Here is a 21,183-nt window from a genome sequence, read left to right as displayed (position 1 = left end):
CCGTTTCAACCCAAGGAGTTCCATGATTTCCCTTTCCATCAGCAACGGCATCGCCGAGGTAGTGCTGGACGCGCCGCACAAGCTGAACTCGCTGGATGAGCAGGCGCTGCGGGATTTAACCCAGGCGTACGACGACGCTGCTGCCGCCGCCTCACGTGGTGAGGTGCGGGCGCTGCTGCTGAGGGGAGAGGGCCGGGCCTTCTGCGCGGGCCGGGACTTGCGGGGGTCACACCGGAGAGTGACGACGCCGCCGCGTATCTGGGCGGGCTGGTGGAGCCGCTGCTGAAGAAGATGGCTTCTTTTCCGGCCCCGACTTTTGCTGCCGCGCAGGGCGCGTGCCTGGGTGTGGGGCTGGGGCTGCTGCTGGCCACGGACGTGGTGTACGTGGCGGAGAACGCGAAGTTCGGCTCGCCGTTCGCCAAACTGGGCGCCACGCTGGATTCGGGCGGGCACTGGTACTTCACGGAGCGGCTGGGCATGCACCGGACGCTGGACCTGATCTACACCGCGGACCTGATTTCGGGCGCGGAGGCGGTGGCTCAGGGCATGTTCAGCCGTGCCATGCCGGCCGCCGAACTGTTGGATTCGACGCGGGCGATTGTTGAGCGCGTTGCTGCCGGCGCGACGGGGGCTTTCGTTGCCTCGAAGGAGCTGGTGGCGCACATCCGTGACCAGCGCCTGGGCCTGTGGGAGGCCATGCAGGAGGAAAACGAGGAGCAGGCGCGGCTCTGCAAGACCGAGGACTACGCGGAGGGTTTCCGGGCTTTCCAGGAGAAGCGTGAGCCGAAGTTTACCGGCGGCAAATTGCCTTTGTCTGCCGCTGATTTGTAAGGTTCAGCTATGACTAAGGGGAAAGCTATTACCAAAGCCGTCATTCCTGCTGCCGGATTGGGGACACGCTTCCTGCCCGCCACAAAGGCAATGCCGAAGGAAATGTTGCCGGTGGTAGACCGCCCGGCCATCCAGTATGTGGTGGAGGAAGCGATTGACGCAGGGCTCACCGACCTGCTGATGATCACGGGCCGCAACAAGCGCGCCCTTGAAGACCACTTCGACCGCGAACCCGGCCTGGAAGCTGCGCTGGAGGCCAAGGGCGATAAGGACAAGCTGGGCCTGGTGGAGTACGCCTCCAACCTGGGACCCATCCACTACGTCCGTCAGGGCGAGGCCAAGGGCCTGGGCCACGCAGTGCTCTGCGCCCAGCAGCACGTAGGCGACGAGCCGTTTGCCGTGCTCCTGGGTGACGACCTCATCGACGAGGCCGAGGACCTGCTGGGCACCATGATGGAGGTGCAGCAGAAGACGGGCGGTTCGGTGATCGCGCTGATCGAGGTTGATCCGTCGCAGATCAGCGCCTACGGCTGCGCGGACGTCAGTGCCGTGGACGGCGAGGACTACGTCCGCGTCAACAGCCTGGTGGAGAAGCCGGCCGTCGGCGAGGCGCCGTCCAACCTAGCCGTTATTGGCCGTTACGTGCTGCACCACAATGTGTTTGGCGTCCTGGAGAACACCGAGCCCGGCCGCGGCGGCGAGATCCAGCTGACCGACGCCCTACAGACCCTCGCCGCGGGCGAGGGCGAAGGCTCCGGCGTGTATGGCGTTGTCTTCAAGGGCCGCCGTTACGACACCGGCGACAAGCTAAGCTACCTGAAGGCCGTCATTACGCTCGCGTCCGAGCGCGTGGAGTTCGGCGAGGACCTGAAGACCTGGATGAAGAGCTTCGTGGGCTAGTCGTTACGCCCTACTGCTTCTTGGAGGCCCGTTGCCGGAAGGCAGCGGGCCTCTGCTGTGTTTGGACCGCCAAAGCCGCCAGGAGGGAACCTATGACAGCCCCTGCAGTGTTTGTCATGATGTCTGACGGGCTTGCAAAGCGGTTGTGAAGAAACAAGAGCTGGCCCAGTTCGATGCAGCCGGAAATCAGGAGCCCAAAGGCCCAGATTTGCCACCAGCGCTTTTCAGTGAATGCGAGTGCGCCCACAAAACCGACCGGCACGAAAAGGACGACGTTTGCGGCGGCTTCGACGAATTGGTAGTTGAACCACCGGGGCATGCCATTGCGGTGCAGAAACTGCAGAACCGCGGACAGTTGTCCTGAAACAGGCTGGTCCACCGGCGAGGGCCAAAAGGCGATGAGTGCCAGGGGAATGAGCATGGCTACGAGTACCGTGCGCCAGAGCCGATGGTTCTGGAGGATTATCAAAGACGCCTCAGGAGGTCTGTAGGAGGGCGAACGCGGCCGTCCCGAGGGAACATACAGCGAGGAGCACCAGAAGGGCGTAGCGGAGTGCCTGCGCCCGGGGGAGGGGTACGGAAAAGTCGTACCCGCGTGGTGCTCTGCGCCAGTGTCTCCCCATAGCCCTAATAGTTACCATAGAAAGCAAAAGGTGGGTGCATCTCCGTTTCCGGAGATGCACCCACCTTCGTTGGTGCTAGGAAGCGTTGCTGTTAGGCAGCAGCCTCAGTCTTGGCGCGGCGGCGAACCACCACGACCGAGGTTGCGCCGGCAGCCAGTGCGCCGGCGCCAACCAGGGTCCACAGGACCAAGCCGGAGTCGGCGCCGGTGTTGGCCAGGCCACCCGTGTTAGCCAGGGGGGCGCCACCGGCAGCGTTGCCACCGGTGTTGGCGAGCGAAGCTGCAACGGTGACCGTGACGGGACCAACAGTAATCCCGGATTCGTTGCCCTTCGCAGTGATGGAGTAGGTTCCCGCTTCACTGATCGAGATCGGGAGCGAAACAACGCCCTGAGCGTCTGCGGTTGCGCTGAGCGCCTGCGGTGCCAGGAAGACGGGGATGACCCCGGCAACGGCTGTACCCCCGGTAAAGGTTGCACCGTTGGAGGCCGGAGCCTGGCCTGGCGTGACGAAAATCGTAACTGATTCGAAGGGTCGGAAGCCCTGGCCCCGGAAGATGAAGGTTTCACCCGGGCCAACGGTGCCGTCTGAAACGGCTGCCTGCGGCGGAAGCGCCGGGTAGGTTGCGGCCATGGCGGGTGCCGAGCCAATAAGTGCGATGGCGCCTGCAAGCGCGAGTGCAGCGAAAGTCTTCTTCATATTTGTCCCCCCGGAGACGTTTAAGTGTGGTACCCGATTCGGGGAAATGTCCCCTCTGCACGAGACCGTGTGCAGATCTACGGATGAATATCCCAAGAAAAAGGTACCATCCGACGTGGCATGTCACCAACCTCAATCCAGTCGGTTTACATAGTGTTAACGCGACTGTGACTGTCCCGGATCACAGGACGCATTTGCAGTCGGACGGATAACATCCTTTACAGCCTGCACCGATGGTGTGACAACCAAGTTAGGTTCCGTGTGCTGGACGATCTTCCCGAACGTGAACTCGACGGTTTTACTTTCGCCTGGTGCGAGTTGCTGAGCGACCACCCCTACTGGCCTGTCGGCGTGCAGGTAGGGGGCAAACGGTGCCTTCACGCCGTCGATAGTCGCTGATTCCACGTTGGCCTGGACCGGGCCGTAGGCAACGATATTTGTTTGAACCGAACCCGCCGCAACGCCGTAAATTCCTGCACCGGTCACATACGCCGGCAGGGAAGTGGCGGCGTCAGCGGGCGCTGTGTTGGTACTGGTGACGCGAACCGTGGTTTGCTCGTATCCGTCTGCCGGACATTCTTTGATGAGCTGAACAGTGCGCTTGACGTAGTAATCCATTTTGGCGCCGGTTCCGTCATTGAAGTACAAGCCAAACTGTGCAGGTGAAACACTGGCGCCCGAGATAGATCCGCTCACGGGGTACTTGGCTAGCACGGACTGCTCAGAAGAGTCTGAAGACCAAACCAAGACGCGGCGTTCTTCCGTTCCACGAGTAATGCCGGCAATAAGGTCTTTGGGTTCCCCTTTACCGCTGGAGAGGGCAGTAAAGACTTCCTTAGCCACTCCTGCGAAGTATGAGTCCTGTAGTTCTGGCTGTTGGATTCTCGCGTAGACATCTGACAGCAACGTCGGTACGACGTTTTCGCCTGTTAGTTCCGTCGGTAGACCTGAAGCCTTGATCTCTGCAAGTTCCGGGCCGTTAAGTGCCACAGGTCCTGTCGACTGCAGGATATAACTAAGGACGGCAGGATCGATGGAGATCACTCCATCTACCCGTTGCCCGGTCTTCCTCTCCCACATGGCTTGGGCAGTTGCGGCAGCAGTTGGAAAGTCAGGCGTTAGATTCACATCCTGCATGTACTTGCCGAGGCGCGACGAATAAATCTGCTGCTGTTGCCGATCAACCGGAACGACGGGTGCCATGATTCCCAAGGCAGCAGCACTGCTCTGCTGGTCGAAAGACATGTGGCCGTTTTCGAAAGTTAGAACTGCCAGGGCACCAGGGATTCCACCTGAAGCGCGGGTTTCAGCGATGTTTTGAATCATCAGCAAGTAATGCCGCGAACTGTCACTTCCCATCATTTGGGGGAGGAGCTGCGCTGCATCGGAGGCCACTTCAAGTGTTTCCGCCGCTGCAGTGAGCTTCTTTTGCGCCATGACCAGGGGCTGCGCAATCTCGGGCAGAAGGTGAGTCGCCTCGATATTGTTCAGACGATCCGAGGAAGCTTTCACAGCATGGGAAGCAGCCGCTACTTTTTGCGAGGCACCCTGTATGGGCGCCAAATCTGCGCCCAGTCGAGTGGGCAGAACTGATTCCCAATCTAGCGATGTGAACACGTTAACCAAGGGGCCCACCCCTAATTCGACGACATCATTGGCAGAACGGGCTATTTCCGAAGTTGCTCCGAAATTCGGACCAATCCAGGGAAGGGCAGATGCAAGACCCCACATTGGGTCGTTAACCGTTGCTGTAGCTGACGAGGTATGTTCCCGGAGAGACTCGTAAGCCTCCTCGGCACCAAGCGAGTCTCTTGCGATCAGGCGTTCCTGCAATTGCGGCATCAAAGTTGAGAACGCCGCAAGGTCCTCCCTAAGAGCGAAGGCCTTAAGGCTCAGCCACGTCCCGACCGCCGCAGGTAAAGCGATTGCTAGAACGCAAGAACTAAGAATTATGCGCCGACGTCGTCGTGTTTTGACGCTATTCTCGTCACTGCTGTTCTGCCGTCGACTAATTCGACTCGAAGCCCTCGTCATGGCCTAACTTCCTCACTTTGATGATCTTCCCAGTACGGCTGCTCCTAGGCGTGCCGCTCGCCGCTCACCTCTGGCCGGTATTTGCAGCTCTTAGGAGACTCAGTACGCCCCTGTGCTTCGGAATACGGCCTGTGCAGTTCGAAGGATGATCATCAAATCACCCGCTAACGACCAGTTCTCCACGTAATAAAGGTCCAGACGAACTGAATCCTGCCAGGACAAGTTCGATCGCCCGCTTACTTGCCAAAGTCCTGTCAAGCCTGGTTTGACAAGCAGGCGCCTGCGAACGTCTCGCTCGTATGCAGCCACTTCGTGAGGAAGCGGCGGTCGAGGGCCAACCAAGCTCATGCTGCCATGGAAGACATTGAAGAGCTGCGGAAGCTCGTCGAGGCTATATTTGCGGATTGACCGGCCAACTCTAGTGACCCTAGGGTCGTTCTTCATCTTGAAGAGTACGCCGTTACCTTCGTCATGGCCCTTTAGCTTTTCGAGCTGGCGTTCTGCGTCGACGACCATGGAACGAAACTTAAGCATCTTGAAGGACTGCCCATTGATCCCTACTCGTTCCTGCTTGAAGAGAATCGGCCCTCTGCTCCCTAGCTTTATCAGTACGGCGACGATGATCATCAGGGGTGCCGCTGCGATCACGAGTAGTGAGGAAGCTAGGAGATCAAAAAGGCGCTTAGCCACCCGTTGTCCGCCCTCAAGTGTGGGCGTAGTAACGTGAATAAGCGGCAGACCAGCCACTTGTTGAGTGTGTATCCGGGGCCCGGCGATATCCGTAAGGGCGGGCGCCATGATAAGCCCCACGTTCCTGGAAGCTAACTCCCAACCCAGGTGTCGCAGAGTTTGGGGGTGTAGTTGCACACCGGCGGAAATCGCAACGGCGTCTGCTTGGCACAACGAAATTGCCCTAAGGATGTCGTCCGCACTTGGCTTTCTTCCCAGAACAGGCAGGTCAGAAATGATCTCGGCTGCGTCATCAGTTGCACTGGGCACGTAAGCTGCAACGGGAAGATATCCGGAGAATTTTGCACCTCTTAACGATTCAGCCAAGTGCGTGACGGCGCTTGGACCGCCAAGCAGCATCAAGCGCGACATGCTCGACCCACCTTCGCGATGGACGTTGAGGTGCTGTCGGAGGAGCCAACGCCCGAGAAGTAGCCCGCAGAGGCCGACAGGGAGAGCTATACCAACGTAGCCGCGTGCCGTATCTATTCTCAGCGCATACGAAAAAATGGCTAGCAAGCCGAACAACCAAAGGGAAGCCGCTATGACGCGCTTGTATTCATCTGGACCAGCACCAAGTACCCGACTTTGCCTGCTATTCCAAGCCCCGAGCATCACCCACCAGGCAAGTGCCAGACCAAAAGAGAGGCCTGCGTAGTTGAGTTCACGCCCGGAAATGTTCAATTCCGGTTCGATTCCAAACCGAATCACGTAGGCTCCGGCAACCCCCCAGCTGATAACAAATGCATCAACTAGCCGCAAGAGCCGGGATGTTCGTCGTCGCCAATCGTCCGTGCTCCCCAAATTGCACCCTCCCCCATTTACACGACTGCCAGCAGGGGCTGGCAACTTCCGCTCAGAAGGCGGTTCTCTGTTACTGATCAGGCGTCAGCCGACAGAATAACGAAGGCACCGCTGGCAACTTCCGTGCCCAACAACCACGCACAGGGTGCTGGCTGTCCTTCCGCGCCTAATTATGGACCCCATGACGGTCTCTCCCAACCCGCCATAGTTGCGACCTCTGGTTGCGGAACTAAAATTGGGTCTAATCCACTTTGCTGTTAGGCTTCTGCCGGTCAATCTGGGCGATCGCCGAAGCAAGTTTGGGGGAGGGGACGTCTCAATGACGGGACTCATCGTACATGAGTGGATCGAACGCGCCGGCGGCGCGGAAAAAGTGCTAGACGCAATGGTCGGCACGTTCCCTGACGCGGGAATCCGTTGCCTTTGGAACGACGCTCCGGATCGGTATAAGCACAATCCGCCCCGAGAGTCATGGCTAGCTCGAACTCCACTCAGAAGGCGTAAAGCGCTGGCCGTCGGACTCATGCCGGCCGTATGGCGAAATATGCGGGCATCTGAGCCTCCCGACTGGATGTTAGTTAGCTCCCATTTGTTTGCCCACCATGCGCAGCTCCGCGGAGCGGCAAAGGATACACCGAAATATATTTACACTCACACACCCGCGCGTTATATCTGGGAGCCGGAACTGGATCAGCGGGGTCAAGGGTTTCTCCCGAGACTAAGTGCTCCCGCTCTCCGCGCGTTAGACCGCCACCGAGCCTCAGAGAACACGAACATCGCTGCGAACAGCCGTTTTGTGCAGAAGAGAATTGAGGACACCTGGCAGGTGGAATCCACTGTGATATATCCCCCGGTCGATGTCGTGAGAATACAATCTGTATCGTCTTGGATGGAACGCCTTACGCCCATAGAGGAAGAAATTCTTCAGGCGCTACCGTCTGAATTCATTCTCGGAGCCTCCCGCTTTGTTTCCTATAAGCGGTTAGATCAAGTTATAAACTTCGGTGATAAGGCTAGGGTTCCGGTTGTCATTGCTGGTAGCGGCCCTGAGAAAGGGCGGCTCACTGGCCTAGCCGAGACGACTGATGTTCCGGTTTCCTTCATCGATTCGCCGTCTGATGCACTCCTGTTCTGCCTATATGAAAGAGCACTGGCATATATCTTCCCGGGCATCGAAGATTTTGGCATCATGCCGGTAGAAGCCATGGCTGCGGGCGCCCCTGTAATCGTAAATAAAATCGGCGGCGCATCGGAGACCGTTGTCGATGCGGTTACAGGAGTGCATTTTGATTTCAAAGATATGGACAGTGCGAAGAATGCATTGTCAATGATCCAATCCATCAAACGTACCGACTGTCGGCGACGCTCGAGAAATTTCTCACGGGACAATTTTGGTACCAGCTTAAAGACGTGGATGGGCGTTCGATGAGTACCATCTTGATTAGTGGCGCTTTTCGCGGCCAAGTAATTACGGGACAACAGCGCTATGCTGAGGAAATCTCAAGAGAGCTTCTACGTCAACTCCCGGATCGAGTTCGGGAACTTACGCCCTCGGCATGGTGGCAAGAAAAGTCTGGGCGAGCATGGATATGGTCTCAGGCACTTGCTCTCCGTTCTCGCGGCGAACTTCTGCTGTCCCTCACGAGCCGGAGCCCCCTACTTGCCTTTCGGCACATTCTAGTGGTGCATGACATCTTCGTCTTGACTCATCCCGAGTGGTACTCCACCAAATACGTCCTGACGCATGCACCGATACTACGGCTCCAAATGCGCACGGCTTCGATTCTAATTGCCGTGAGTGAGCCTGTTTCCCTGCAAGTCCGGGAACTCACAAAGAACAAAAAGCCTGTGATAGTTGCGCCTAATGCACCGGCGAGCGTGTTTAGTAAGTCAGTCAGTCCAATGACTTTGAGCAGCGTTTTGGGAAGACTGTTGTTGGAACCGGGGAAATATATACTTTCTGTCGCAAGTAAAGACCCAAGGAAAAATCTTAGAACCTTGGTTAGGTCCTATCTGAGGCTTCCGGTCGAACTCCGTGAGCAATATCCGCTAGTCTTAGTGGGAGGCTCTAGCTCAGTTTTTGCAAGTGTGGACATCCCCTCAGATCCGTCAGTCAGGCATCTCGGTTACGTCTCTGACGAAGACCTGGCGGCCCTTTACAGCGCTGCCAATTTTGTCGCTTTCCCCTCGCTGGATGAAGGATTTGGCCTACCCGCGGTTGAGGCTCTCAGCGCCGGAGCAAGGCTTCTCGTCAGTGACGTGGAGGTGATGCGATGGGTGTGCGAAGAATTCGCAGAATATGTCGATCCACGGAACGAGCAGAGTGTCACCGGCGGCCTGCGATCACTATTAGAAAGTAAAGATAGCTCCTCTTCTCGCGATGCCCGACGGGAATATGCGCGCTCTCGCTTTACTTGGCATGGTAGCGCGGCCGCCATCGCTTCTCGCCTTGACGACATTTACGACCTTGATCTGCAGGATGCATCGACCCCATCAAGCGATTATGCCTAGAGGCAACTTGATCCTTATCGTATCCAGCCTATGGGTGTCCGCGATGTCATGGCCTACACGTCAAATTGGCCGCGATTAGCGTGAAAACATACAGCAGAAATTCTCGAAGGATTTCCTGGGGATCGGAAGAAAACCTAGGCCGTGCGTCCGTTCGGGGGGGACTCATAACTGCTCTAGGCTCCTGGGTCCGCTTCGCAATTCAATTCGGGACAACAATCGCGCTTGCGCGAATCCTCGGCCCGACCGAGTATGGCGCAGCTGCCGTAATTGTCATCTTCGGTGCTGCAGCTGAGCTGTTGAGAGAGTCTGGATTCTCAACGCTCGTTCTGCAAAGAAGGAACATTCGCAGGGAACTGATCAACGCTCTTCACTACTCCAGTGTGCTCATCGGGTTGGTTCTGGGAGCTGCTCTTGCAATGGCTGGTCCTGGGCTTGCCCAAGCCTTTGATAATGATAGATATAAACTCTTTGCATTGTTGTTGTCCCCGGTTTTCCTTTTCGCAAGCTTGGGATCAATTCCCAATGCGTTATTGGCACGTAATTTTGAGTTTAAAAAAATGGCCTCGATAGAGCTCCTTTCAGTTTTGGCAAGCTCTGCCGCTGGCCTCATAGCCGCCGCCCTTGAGGCGGGTGCGCTGGCTTTAGTTGTTCAGTCTGTGACATTTATGGTTTTGCAGGCTGTGCTGACGGTCATCGCATGCCCCTGGCGTCCTCGGATGTCCGGGAATATTCGAATTCTTAAGGCCTCTATACCATTTTTGTGGAGCGTTTCATTTGTGCAACTGCTCAATTATGTTTCGAGGAATGTCGACAACGTCTTGGTGGGCGCATTTTTTGGTCCCCGCGCCGCGGGGCTTTATAACCAAGCTTACCAGCTGATGATTATTCCTCTTCAACAGGTCAACGGGCCCCTTCAACGTGTTTTTATTCCTGTCCTTAGTAGGATATTTTCTGATCCTTTACGGTACCGAAGGTTTGTTAGAACCATTGTATTGACCGTAAGTTCTATTTTGTGGCCCGGCTTCGCGTTCTTGTTCATTTATTCTGATGTTCTCGTCGTTACGATATTCGGTGAGGCTTGGCGCGAGTCGTCCGCAATCTTCAGAGCCCTAGTTTTTGCCGGCGTCGCGCAAGCTTTAGGGTACGTTAATTCGTGGATCTTTGTATCTTCGGGTCAGGTACAGCGTCAAATGACTTGGGTGCTCATTACACGAGTGCTGATCATCGGGTCCTTCTTCGTCGGTATACCCTGGGGGCCCTACGGTATGGCCGTATCCTACGCCTGTGCCTCGTGTCTGGTAGTTGTTCCAGGTTTCTTGGTCGTTAGACGTCGTGCGCATTTGAGCCTTTCAGACTTGTTCCGACCGATTGTATGGCCTGCGGTTCTGACGACACTCACTGTTGTTGCCGGCGTAGGGCTAAGGCAGGTCATGCCACCGAGTGGCAATCTTCTTTTCCTCGGCTTAAATCTCTTATCTGTGTGCGTAATAGTATTTGCAGGTGCTTTTTGTATACGTCCAATTCGTGATCAGCTGTTTGCTGTTGTCGCTCAGATACGGGGGGCGTAAATGCCGAAAGTACGAAATCGGTGAATGGAGAAACTATGAGATTTTCTGAAAGAAGCCTTGTCTATCTAGGCTGGCAAGGTTTCAACAACTTCGGCGATGATTTATTACATGAGACTTGGAAGCATGCGCTCGGTGATAGCCTTGATATAGAAGCACCCCTTTTTATAAAGAATTACATCAAGCGGAGTTTTAGTTTTGCGAGGGATCGACGCCGCCTAATTGGTTCTGAGACACTGGTTCTCTTGGGCGGTGGGACCACGATAGGGTTCAAAAACTGGGCGGGACACGCACATAACGCCATCAATCTTTTCGGTGCGGCTGGAATCATCCTTGCTGGCGCAGGAGCGGCAGCGGGGAGTGACTCGTATGCGCTTGGGCTGCAGGAGGCAAGCTGGAAGCGCTGGCGCGAGGTTCCTGGAGCAATTTTGTTTGGCGTTCGAGGTCCTTTGACTGCGACGGAGTGTAAGTCGAACTGGCAAAAACCCTGTCCAGTGATCGGTGATCCTGCCCTTATGTATCCCACTGTCGCGGGATTGGACACTTTCGGCAGATCTGATGGCGGAGTGATTGGAGTTTGCTTGGGCTCACAAACCGCTACTCGTTTTAATATAGCCAAGGTGGCAGAGGGCATCACGGCTGCGATTTCCAGGTCACCCAATTTGTCGGAAGTTCAGGTCTTTCAGCTTGCGGACAGCGATGCATCGGTTGCGGAGCGTCTCAGTCAGGAACTGGGGGGTGTCAAGGTTGTTGCATACGACGGTGACGTAGAGAAAATGCTGCTTAGCATCGCGGAGTGTTCTGTCTTCGTTTCGGAGAGGCTGCACGGGGCTGTGGCAGCTGTTTCCGTTGGGGTTCCAACCGTGCCATTGTCCTATGCCTCAAAGTGTGATGACTTTTGGATGAGTGTGGCTGAATCGCAGCCCAAGATTCAGGTGAACCATACTGCAGACGAGTTGGCCGACGAAGTCCTCGCCTGTCAGACGCCCCAGCATATTGTCCGAATTGCCAGGAACCGGGAGAAGCTAGTCAAACGTCTTCTCAATGTTGCGTCTACCGTCAGAGGATGGAAGAGCGGCTCTGATTCCGTATCTGACATGGCGAAGCAGGCCTTTATTTTGCGCCATATCGACGGTACTGACGGAGGTCCAGGCCATATCAAGAGTTCTTCCGCCATTGACGATCATCAGTCAAAAGGAACGGCTCCGGACATTGCGGTGGTCTTACCTTACGGATCCGGAATCGGGTTGCTGCGTGCACAGATAAGTCGGTTGGCTAACCAAGACTTTTCCGGTCGCGTCGAGATAGTTGTCGCTTGCAACAAGGAACTGACGTCCACGGCCGACATGCTAGATACGGCTGTATTGAAGAACAACCTTAACTTAAGGTCTATTGATGCTACTGCCGTTCAGGGCCCAAGCTTCGCGCGCAATATGGGCTGGAAGGCGACGTCGGCGCCAAAGGTTGTGTTTTGTGATGCGGACGACGAGGTAGATACTCATTGGCTATCCGCGATGTCCGATGCGCTCTCCGAGGCGGATGTCGTAGGCGGCAGGCTGAGTTACGACCGCCTAAACAATGAACATGATGCAGCCTGGCATCATCAGACGACCACGAACCTTCCACGAAAGTTCAGGCACCTGAGTTTTGCTCCAAGCTGTAACCTAGGCGCGAGTCGAGCTGTTCTGGAGAAGCTGGAGGGGTTTAGCGAAGACATCGAATTTGGCGAAGACATCGACTTTTGCTGGCGTGCTCAGTACGCCGGGTTCGAACTTCACTTCGCTCCAGACGCCGTGGTCGAGTATCGGTTGCGGACTGAAGTTCGTGACCTTTGGAGCCAATCATTTAGGTACGGTGCCAGCGATGCAGCCTTGCTGGCGCGCCACAAACACTTCGGTGCAAGTCGCCCTTGGTCTGATTCTGTATCGGAGGCCCTTTCAACGCCGTGGGCTGGCATGGCCATGGTTATCCGTCCGTGGCTTGTACGCAAGTTTGTCACACGTGCCGGAAACCAAGCTGGCCGTGTCGTGGGAAGTTTCAGAGCTAAGAGCTGGCTGCTCCGTTCTCTTGCGGACTAGCTGGGACAGTGTTTCGAGGGAATTTGGCGGGCATACGAATGCACTTGTGCGTTGTTGTTTCTAGCATTGGCAAAACCGAGCGTCTGGTGAATCTTCTCGATTCACTTCTGTACCAGACTGACAGAGACTTTACTGTGGGGATATGCGACCAAAGTAATAATGCTTCGGTGCGTGTTCTAGCCAAAGAGTATCAGCAGAGACTCAAGATATTCACTACAACCTCGGCCCGGGGGCTCTCTGCTGGGCGCAATTCCGTCATTCGGGCCGCACCTTCTGAGGCTAGCCATTTCATTTTTCCGAATGATACGAGTGCTTTTCCAACTACCCTAATTGCAGGGTTGCGCCGAAAGCATTTCGACGCTGACGTGGTCGTTCTTTCTTATTTGGATAACGACGCACCACGTTATCGCTTCAATGATGGAATCTACAATCTGGATGTGAAAAATGTCTGGCGAGTGATCGAGCCTGCGATGGTGCTTTCGCGGAATGCGGTTGAAGTAGCCGGTGGCTTTGACGAGTTGTTGGGCACGGGATGCCCAAGTCCCTGGCAGTCTGGCGAGGGCACGGATCTACTCCTGAAGTTAGTTGATAAAGAACTGTCGGTGCACTGGGATAATGAGCTGAAAGTGGTCGGTGTCTCTGAGAGTTATGGGCTCGATAGAAAGAAGTACTTAGTCAAGCTACGGGGATATGGAAGGGGCTATGGTCGCATCCACTCAAAGTGGTCATATTCACTGCTCAGAAGGGTGAGAATCTGCGTGGCTCCCTGGATTAGGTGTTTGATGAGAAATTCCTCGATTGGCGTTGCCGAAGCTGCTGCTGTCTCCCTGGGGCGTTTTGAAGGGCTAATAGGGCGTACGGTCGGGAGATGATTAGGCCGTCAAATCCTGTGGAGGCAGTTGTCGCCAATATGAATTCTCGCGAGATGGGCGACCGTCAGTTGCTGAAGCCATCAGTCCGCCGTCTTGTGAGTCTTGCCGTCGGGTTAGCTTCAATCTCTGTCCTGCGCCCCGACAATATCGAGCCCGTCTTGTTGGTTTGGCTACTCGTCCTTCTGACTCAAGTATTTTTCGTGCCGTCACGTCGGTTGGCGGGAGTTCTCTTCCTTTCCTTAACTCTGTACGCTTCGACCGCCTACCTGGCGCTCAAGTATGCACGCCAGAACTTCGAGCCTTGGCCGTCACTACAGGTGGTTCAGTCAGTTACTGCTTTGGACCTCCGCTGTGTGTTCTTGGCGGTCATTCTGGTTGAAGCCGTATTCGGGTTCGAACGTCTTGGAGCAGTTGTATCTCGGGCGTCTGTAACTTGTAGAAACAGCATAGGGGCTGTGCGTTCAAGTCTGCCTGACTTCGCAGTTTCAATTCTCTTTTTAACCATAGGAATCTTCGACTGGCTTAAAATAGCGTCGATAGGACTAGGAAATGTTCTTGGCGGCGAGAGGAGGCAATACGCAACTCAGTTGCTTCTCGGCGGGAACCATAATGTGCAGGTAATGGTCATGGCAGCAACGGTTTTTCTGGTTTGCCGAATTGTCACTCGGTCGATCGGCCCCTTGCCCATTCTATCGCTCGCAGTTTTGTGGCTTCCTTTCTTGCTGGTCGGTAGCAGGAAAGAAGCTATAACGACCGGCGCAATCTGCATCGTTATGTTAGGTGGGTTGCTATCAAAACGCGCTTTGTTGGTCTTTGGTGGTTTCTCTGCGGTCGTTTTCCTTTCTCCCTCACTTAAGTCAGGTAATATTTACGATTCGCTGCACGAGTTTATACTTCCGCAGTACATGCATTTCTCTATGGCGATGGGACTCGTTCCGCCTGACCTTGGGGGGACTTTCCTAGAGCGGTCACAGTTCTTGGTTCCGGATATACTGCGCCTCACTCAAATCGTCGACTTCGGCCGTGCTTTCTATCGTCTTGGCATTACAGGCGTCGGTCTTGGCGCGAGTCCTTTCGGCGAGGCCCAGCTAAACAGTTTCTTTCATAGCACGGAGCTGTCTTTTGCTTTCGTCTTTCTTATCGCTGTAACTATGATGATTTTCCTTGCTAGGTGGGCGCCAGTTTACTCCGTTGTCGCATTCGGTCTCCTCATCGTATTCGGACGTAGTGACTTCTGGACCTATATGTTCTTTGTCTGTTACGTCTCTGCCGTTGTATTCATACTGTCGAAGTTTCCGGCGTCTAGTAAGTTCCCAGTCCACCCGCTCCATCGCGGTGGCGACATAGGGACCTAAGAAGATTATGACGGAAGAGTCTGGTGGACCCGGTCCGGGATCAAAATTGGTATCTTCTGGCGGGAGGAGGCTCGGAAGTATTGATGCAGGGCAAAGCACTGCCGACGTCTGGAGAGGTTTGATACAAGACACGGTCCTGTCTGGTCCTTTTGCCTAGGAGTGCAGATTTCAAGCGCCCTAATTGTCGACCAAGTCTTCGCCTATGGTCGTACGGGCCAGTGTCAACGCCACCGCCGAGGCTGACTGTCCATCGTGCGGTGTGATCATCGGTCGGGTGCGACCACGCCGGCCACAGCGCCTGCGGGACGCGCATTGCGCCGATCCGGTTGAGGTGGTCTGGGCCAAATGGCGATTCTTCTGCGCGTGAGTAGCTGTGCGCCCCCAGAGTTTCATGGAGGAAATAGCAAGATCCCGTTCCGGGCAGGGTCCACGCCCGGCTCTGTGGCGCCCTCGTGGGCGCCGGACTCAGTATCGGCAGGACTGCCCCCGGTACCGTCTGTCCGTGCGGTTTTCTAGTGGTGGCTTGTGCTGCGGTCACTGGATTTCCGCGGCGATGACGCCGCCTGACACCGCGAGTGCTCTGCATTGATCAAAGCCGCTACCGGTCCTTGCAGTTCGTCCTTGATCCGGCCACCCTGGCCTAAACGCTGCGAACCGTCGTGGACTGCCCTTGTTCGACCCTCCATTCAAATGGGGGACTGGGCGTGAAGGTAATGCGGCTCTTCGCGGTTCGTGGGGAATTGGATCTCTGGGATGAGGTTCATGCTGCCATCCTGACGGCACTTCTCAAGAGAATAACTGATTTGTAGTGGCCGGATCCGTACCCGCAGGTAGCGCGTTTGATGTTCTTAATTGCCGTTGTGTTGGCCTCGACGTTGCCGGTCGTGGCGCCGGTGTTGATGAACGCCTCGATCTTTTTCCACCCACTCGCAGACGGTGCGGTAGAGCCTGTCTGTTTCGGGCTGTGCTGCCTTTTTGACCAGTTCTACGAGTTCGTTTTTCGCTGTCGCGCCGTATTCTAAGGAGAGCCAGTGCTCAGCAGGGCCCGGAGTTGTTCCTTGACCTTCCAAACCGCGTGGAGAGCCCCGGTCGGATCAGCGACAAACACTTCTTCCAATCTGAGGGCCGGCCTGAAGCTGAGGCTCGTCGCCACCAAGTAGCAGGAGCACGCGATGCGCCCAGGCCTTGTCGATGGCCCTGCCGCGTGACCCTTGACCTACTGGGAGAGGTTCTGCCGGGTTTCGGTCATGGCTTGGTGGCCAGCGAGATCACGTGGAAGTGATCGACAGCGATAACGGTCCGGGGAAGCCACATCCGCAACGCTTTACGGAATGCCGCGGAGGGTCGTTCGCAACGACCTGCAAGGCCAGCCACCACTCAAGGGGCGGGCGGAGGGCGAGTCCCCGACGCCCTTGTGGTCCCTGCCGTCAACCACGCCGAGGATCTGGCCGGTGTCCAGATCCACGATGGTCATCATCCAAGGCTTCGAATCGCATCCGTGCATTCGTTCCCGGGTTCTGGAAGTACCGCACCGATCGGAACCAGTGCTCATCAATCCCCAACCTCCGCGGGATGAGCGCATCCACGCCCGGCAGCCGCAACCGACACGCTTCACTCACCACGCCCCGGACCGTCCACCTGGACGTCCCGAAACCCGTCGCGGTCTCCCACGCAGCCTTCCCCAATGGATGGCAGCATCTACAGTTAGCGATAGTCGAAAAGTGAGCCATCTTGCGGGCGGCGGAGTTCAGCAGTCGTTGCAACGATTTATGGGTCTATCGCCGGTGAAGTCAGTCTAGTCAGGTGCTCCATGGGACTCTGCCAACCCAGGATTTCACGTGGTCTGCGATTGAGTTCATCGGCGACCCTGGTGAGGTGTTCTGGGCTATGTGAACCGTCCCGGGTTTGATGCCGCTATCTTCTGTGAGAAAGATAGTGATTATGCCCAAGCAGTTCCCGCCCGAAGTCCGTGACCGTGCCGTGCGCATGACCTTGGATCGGTTGTCTGAATACCCGTCTGTTTATGCTGCCTGCAAGGCACTGGCGCCGAAGCTCGGGGTGGGTCCTGAATCGCTGCGCCGCTGGGTTGTCCAGGCCCAGGTCAATGCCGGTGAGAAGACCGGGCCGAGCAGTGATGAGCTGGAGGAAATCAAGCGGCTACGGGCTGAGGTGCGGGACTTGAAAGAGTCCAACGAGATCCTCAAACAGGCCTCGATTTTCTTCGCGAGGGAGCTCGACCCTCGCCGCCGCTGATCTGTCGATTCATCGACGAAATGCGGGCTGGAGGTTATGCGGTCGAGTCGATCTGTGCCGTCCTGCGGGAGCAGGGCGTGCAGGTCGCCGCACGAACCTACCGGGCGTGGAAGAAACGCCTGCCGGCTCTGCGCACCATCGAAGACGCGCACATCACCGATGCGCTCCGCAGTTTGAAGGTCCCCGACGCGAAGGGACGTCCCCGGCCCGAGATCATCTACGGGCGGCGGAAAATGACGCAGTGGCTGCGCCGAAACGGATTCCCGGAAGCCTCCAAACACACCGTGGACCGGCTCATGCGCGAATAGGGCATGAACGGCCTGATCAGAGGCCGCAAAACCCGCACCACCATCCCTGGCAAGGACGGCCGGCGCGCCGGCGACTTGCTGAATCGGGACTTCACCGCCCCGGCTCCGAACCGGATCTGGGTCACTGATTTCACCTACGTTCCGGTCTACTCCGGATTCGTCTACGTCGCCCTGGTCATCGACCTGTATTCCCGGGCGATCGTGGGCTGGGAAACCTCAACCATCAAGGACACCGCGTTCGTCGAACACTGCCTGCGGATGGCCTTGTGGCGGCGCCAGCACACCGGGCGCCCGGCGCCGGCGGGACTGATCCACCACTCAGATGCGGGAAGCCAGTACACCTCCATCCGTTACACCGACACCCTGGCCCTGGAGGGCCTGCAACCCTCCATCGGCAGCGTGGGCGACGCCTATGACAATGCAGCCGCTGAGACCGTGATGGGGCTGTTCAAGAACGAGGCCGTCGCGAAGGATTCACCGTTCCGCAGCGGAGCGCTGAAGACCGAAACCGACGTGATGGAGATCGTCTTCGAGTGGGTCCACTGGTACAACAACGAACGCCTCCATTCCGCCCTGGACCACCAGACGCCAGAGGAATATGAGCAAACATATTATGATCTACAAACCGGCCCGTTACCCGACGACGCCGCCAACAAACAGGCGGCATGATTCCCGGGACGGCTCAGTACTTGGACCATGGACCTTCCACCGGCAAGGCAACAGGAATATCGCTCAGCCGCTGCACGCGGTGTTCCTTCCGTCGGGACGAGCCGACCCGGCAGCTCGGCGGATGCTAGGTTTCGATGATGAAAGACTGGCGGCCGGCAGTAACGGTAGTGGACATGGTGCGCACACCAGCACAAGCTCGCTAGTTCAAAGAGTCAACAAGCGACTAGGTACAGTCCCTATCTGTTGGAGGCCAGCCTTTGAAGAAGCTCCTGTAACGCGTACTAATGTCGGGACGTCCAGGTCACCTTTCGGCTTCAAAGCGTTCAGTCGGGAACCTTTGGGGTGAGCGTTCCGAGACTGGTTCTATATCGTGCTCAGTGAATTGCCCAAACTCTCTAGACTCGGCCTTACGGCCCAATTTTCGGCCCGCTCGATGAGGGCGATGAGGACTACTACTTTCCACATTGTCAGACATGTAGGAAGCATATGAGCCATACGAGTATGCATCGGGGCCCTTCTGAGGCACACGATTCATGACGATGCCAAGAATGTTAGAGCTGACCAGGGTGAGAGCGTTTAGTGCCTTCTCCAAGTCATGGTTCCGGCTCCTCTGGGCATCTACAACGACTACGACGCCACCCACGTGTTGCGAAAGCACAGCGGCGTCTGTCACCGGGAGTAACGGTGGGGCGTCTATGACTATTGCATCAAACACTTCTTCCAACCGCGACACTAAGAGCTTCATCTCATCGGAACCGAGGAGTTCGCTTGGGTTCGGAGGAATCTGTCCAGAGGTCAAGACGTAAAGTTGATCTTCGCCCCAAGGCTGAAGAACGTCGTTGACGTCAGCAGTACCCACGAGTGCGGTTGTTAGGCCCGCAGACATGTCCAAACCGAGGTATTCCCCCACCATGGGCCGTCGAAGATCAGCGTCTACCAGGCAAACTGTTTGACCAGCTTGAGCCATGGCAATGGCCAGGTTTGTTGCGGTAGTGCTCTTTCCCTCACCCGGAAGTGACGATGTAATCAGCACAGTTTTGCCATGGCTTGATACGTTGGCGAACTGCAGGTTCGTCCGGAGCTGGCGGAACGATTCAGCGCGAGGGTTCTGGAAGCTTGTCTGAGTAAGAAGTGGCTTTTTGGTTGTTCCTTGGTCGAAGTGTATTGCCCCGAGGAGTGGTGCGTCAGTTACGAGTCTAAGTTCAGCCTCACTGCGTATCCGATTATCCAAGATGGAGCGTCCGACAGCCCCGGCAACGCCCAAGGCGAGGCCCAGAATCAGCCCAACAATAAGACTTTGTCGGGTGTTTGGGGCGGACGGTGTCGAGGGAGCCACCGCGGGTTTTATGACGGAGAGACTGATGGGCGAGGGGCCCCCGGTCTTTGGCTCTTCTAAATTCTCAACAGTCTTGATAAGACTTCTGGCGGTTTCCTCAGCAATCGCAGATGCCTGCACTGCCGAGGAGTCCGTGACCGAAATACCGATGAGCACGGTGTTGAGTTCTGTCGACGCCGTGACGCGCTTTGCGAGGTCGTTGGCAGTTGTAGGCAGCCCTAAAGTTTCTATGACTGGTTGCAGCACCGCTGGAGAATCAACAATTTTGACGTAGGACTGTACTCGCGCCTGACTGAAAGTGTTGCCCTGCTGCAGTTCTTGAACGGATCCTGAGTTTTGGATTGCCACGAAAAGTTGGGTATCGGCTGTGTAAGTAGGCTTAGTGAGCACTGCGAGCACGCCACCGCTAAGCAATCCAACCAAAGCCAAAGCTAAAATCAACATCCAACTGCGCCGCAGGACGCGTAGGTACTCACTCAAATCCAAGCCGGAAACCCCCTGTGGCGGATGCTGGAAGCTGGTTGACTGCTTCCAGGACGGCACTGACGTGCGCTCCAATCCATCATACCCGGGCAGTAGGGCCTCAAATCTCGGCGTGCTTCTGTGAGAGTGTCTGTCCTCTGCCCGGTTCCAATGTCGGTGGATCGAACTGGTTGATATCTGTCATTGTGCACCAGTAGCGGACCGCTCCTTTAAGGGGCCCCCGCGTCTGCCGCCGCCGACGTCTGGGGTTAGGGGTGTCGGGCGGATCTAATACCTGGGGCCCTAGCAGCGGAGATAGACAGCGAGTCAGTAACGTTGTGCACCTGACCGCGAAGCGCACGATTAAATCTATGCAATGACAGGGAGTGAGGAAAATCGAAAGTAGGTGTTCGCTACTGTCACCGAGTACCTATCATTTGACCTACATCACCTACATGTTTGCCCTGGAAGTACGCCCACTCACAGCGATCATGAAGCTTGTTGGTCGTATCCACTTCCCTCAGAACGTAGGTGACAACAAGATTCTGCGTCATGTATGGACTGGCAATTGGTCGACGAGCGCTTCATAGTCGAGACCTGTGCAGTTCCTGCAGCACTGAGCTGGAATAAATCCGATTCGCTCCTCGCCTCGGGACCTTTGACTAGGACATTTTTCGATCGATGAAAAGAAATTGAGGGAATCTCATATACGAGAGTGGCGACTCAATCGTTGCCGCGAACTGACAGCGGCAGGTGCCTACACACGAGGACATGGCCTCACGCTTGATTCAGCAATTTCAACTCCTTAGCTGTCGTTGTTCATAGATGGGGACGCCTGCCCAGCTTCCCAAACTATCTGGCGTGCGGTCTCCAGAAATCGGCGCAGCCAAAGTCGCACAGCATCAACCCGTCGAGTAGCAAACGGTGAATAAATTTGGAGCCTTAGAACAGCTCATCCAGGGTCGGTCAGCCCCACTATCCCTGGCACCGCCCCGATTAGTACATCTAAGCAGCAAGAAAGATTCCGGCCTCCGGGGTGGGAGTTAGGAAGACGTTAACCTCTTCGGAATGCATGAGTTGCCACAGTCCCGGGAGTCTATCTCAGCTCCAAGGGACCAATACTGCAGACGGAATCGGCGCTGCCACTGCGGGCACA

13 protein-coding genes and 3 pseudogenes are annotated in these 21,183 nt (G+C 56.3%); 10 read left to right on the top strand and 6 right to left on the bottom strand.

The genetic code is table 11. The annotated features are described in order from the left end of the window. Positions 1–22 precede the first annotated feature (22 nt). Positions 23–831 (top strand): annotated as a pseudogene (locus FBY33_RS00360) (enoyl-CoA hydratase/isomerase family protein). 9 nt (positions 832–840) lie between these two features. Continuing rightward, positions 841–1,731 (top strand): UTP--glucose-1-phosphate uridylyltransferase GalU, encoded by an 891-nt coding sequence (gene galU, locus FBY33_RS00355; protein WP_142028795.1) that lies wholly within the window; start codon positions 841–843, stop codon positions 1,729–1,731. Between the two features lie 10 nt (positions 1,732–1,741). Here galU and FBY33_RS00350 read toward each other — a convergent pair whose 3' ends face one another. The 4 genes from FBY33_RS00350 to FBY33_RS00335 form a co-directional block, all read right to left on the bottom strand. Next, positions 1,742–2,110 carry a VanZ family protein gene (locus FBY33_RS00350; protein WP_235010215.1) on the bottom strand — a complete coding sequence of 123 codons (369 nt, stop codon included), beginning with the start codon at positions 2,108–2,110 and terminating at the stop codon, positions 1,742–1,744. Between the two features lie 335 nt (positions 2,111–2,445). Continuing rightward, a complete protein-coding gene (locus FBY33_RS00345; RefSeq protein ID WP_142028793.1) occupies positions 2,446–3,051 on the bottom strand; it encodes an LPXTG cell wall anchor domain-containing protein in 606 nt (201 codons plus the stop codon). Between the two features lie 156 nt (positions 3,052–3,207). After that, complete coding sequence (locus tag FBY33_RS20420) at positions 3,208–4,893, bottom strand: DUF4012 domain-containing protein (RefSeq protein WP_235010213.1); 1,686 nt, start codon at positions 4,891–4,893, stop codon at positions 3,208–3,210. Positions 4,894–5,184: 291 nt separating this feature from the next. Beyond that, positions 5,185–6,618 (bottom strand): sugar transferase, encoded by a 1,434-nt coding sequence (locus FBY33_RS00335; RefSeq protein WP_142028792.1) that lies wholly within the window; start codon positions 6,616–6,618, stop codon positions 5,185–5,187. Between the two features lie 319 nt (positions 6,619–6,937). Between FBY33_RS00335 and FBY33_RS20905 the strand changes: the two are divergent. From FBY33_RS20905 to FBY33_RS00305, 7 genes and pseudogenes are all read left to right on the top strand, one after another. After that, a pseudogene (locus FBY33_RS20905) lies at positions 6,938–7,468 on the top strand (glycosyltransferase); the annotation flags it as partial. A 39-nt stretch (positions 7,469–7,507) separates the two neighbouring features. Then, on the top strand, positions 7,508–8,047 hold the full coding sequence (locus FBY33_RS20575) for a glycosyltransferase (RefSeq protein ID WP_235010211.1): 540 nt from the start codon (positions 7,508–7,510) through the stop codon (positions 8,045–8,047). A gap of 254 nt (positions 8,048–8,301) precedes the next feature. Continuing rightward, positions 8,302–9,129 carry a glycosyltransferase family 4 protein gene (locus tag FBY33_RS00325; RefSeq protein ID WP_160141929.1) on the top strand — a complete coding sequence of 276 codons (828 nt, stop codon included), beginning with the start codon at positions 8,302–8,304 and terminating at the stop codon, positions 9,127–9,129. A gap of 80 nt (positions 9,130–9,209) precedes the next feature. Then, the gene (locus FBY33_RS00320; RefSeq protein WP_160141928.1) at positions 9,210–10,697 is read left to right on the top strand and encodes a lipopolysaccharide biosynthesis protein; all 1,488 of its coding nucleotides are present in this window, start codon (positions 9,210–9,212) and stop codon (positions 10,695–10,697) included. A 35-nt stretch (positions 10,698–10,732) separates the two neighbouring features. Then, entirely contained in the window at positions 10,733–12,772 is a 2,040-nt protein-coding gene (locus tag FBY33_RS00315; RefSeq protein ID WP_142028788.1) for a polysaccharide pyruvyl transferase family protein, read from the top strand. Positions 12,773–12,810: 38 nt separating this feature from the next. Beyond that, positions 12,811–13,644 carry a glycosyltransferase family 2 protein gene (locus tag FBY33_RS00310; RefSeq protein WP_142028787.1) on the top strand — a complete coding sequence of 278 codons (834 nt, stop codon included), beginning with the start codon at positions 12,811–12,813 and terminating at the stop codon, positions 13,642–13,644. Between the two features lie 17 nt (positions 13,645–13,661). Beyond that, positions 13,662–14,999 (top strand): hypothetical protein, encoded by a 1,338-nt coding sequence (locus FBY33_RS00305; RefSeq protein ID WP_142028786.1) that lies wholly within the window; start codon positions 13,662–13,664, stop codon positions 14,997–14,999. Positions 15,000–16,323: 1,324 nt separating this feature from the next. Here the strand turns inward: FBY33_RS00305 and FBY33_RS20415 are convergent. Beyond that, positions 16,324–16,473 (bottom strand): hypothetical protein, encoded by a 150-nt coding sequence (locus FBY33_RS20415; RefSeq protein ID WP_200831477.1) that lies wholly within the window; start codon positions 16,471–16,473, stop codon positions 16,324–16,326. 467 nt (positions 16,474–16,940) lie between these two features. Here FBY33_RS20415 and FBY33_RS00290 point away from each other — a divergent pair. Continuing rightward, positions 16,941–18,229: pseudogene (locus FBY33_RS00290) on the top strand (IS3 family transposase). A 301-nt stretch (positions 18,230–18,530) separates the two neighbouring features. On the opposite strand, the gene FBY33_RS00285 reads toward FBY33_RS00290, so the two are convergent. Beyond that, positions 18,531–20,108 (bottom strand): polysaccharide biosynthesis tyrosine autokinase, encoded by a 1,578-nt coding sequence (locus FBY33_RS00285; RefSeq protein WP_442858305.1) that lies wholly within the window; start codon positions 20,106–20,108, stop codon positions 18,531–18,533. Positions 20,109–21,183: the final 1,075 nt, after the last annotated feature.

The organism is Arthrobacter sp. SLBN-112 (genome assembly GCF_006715225.1).
GTDB lineage: Bacteria > Actinomycetota > Actinomycetes > Actinomycetales > Micrococcaceae > Arthrobacter.
Note: the sequence above shows the minus strand (reverse complement) of the source record. Positions and strands in the feature narration are given on the sequence as shown.

Coding starts and splice junctions, on each gene's coding strand:
- galU (WP_142028795.1), top strand. CDS start 841: ATGACTAAGGGGAAAGCTATTACCAAAGCCGTCATTCCTGCTGCCGGA.
- FBY33_RS00345 (WP_142028793.1), bottom strand. CDS start 3,051: ATGAAGAAGACTTTCGCTGCACTCGCGCTTGCAGGCGCCATCGCACTT.
- FBY33_RS20420 (WP_235010213.1), bottom strand. CDS start 4,893: ATGCCGCAATTGCAGGAACGCCTGATCGCAAGAGACTCGCTTGGTGCC.
- FBY33_RS20575 (WP_235010211.1), top strand. CDS start 7,508: ATGGAACGCCTTACGCCCATAGAGGAAGAAATTCTTCAGGCGCTACCG.
- FBY33_RS00315 (WP_142028788.1), top strand. CDS start 10,733: ATGAGATTTTCTGAAAGAAGCCTTGTCTATCTAGGCTGGCAAGGTTTC.
- FBY33_RS00310 (WP_142028787.1), top strand. CDS start 12,811: ATGCACTTGTGCGTTGTTGTTTCTAGCATTGGCAAAACCGAGCGTCTG.
- FBY33_RS20415 (WP_200831477.1), bottom strand. CDS start 16,473: ATGACCATCGTGGATCTGGACACCGGCCAGATCCTCGGCGTGGTTGAC.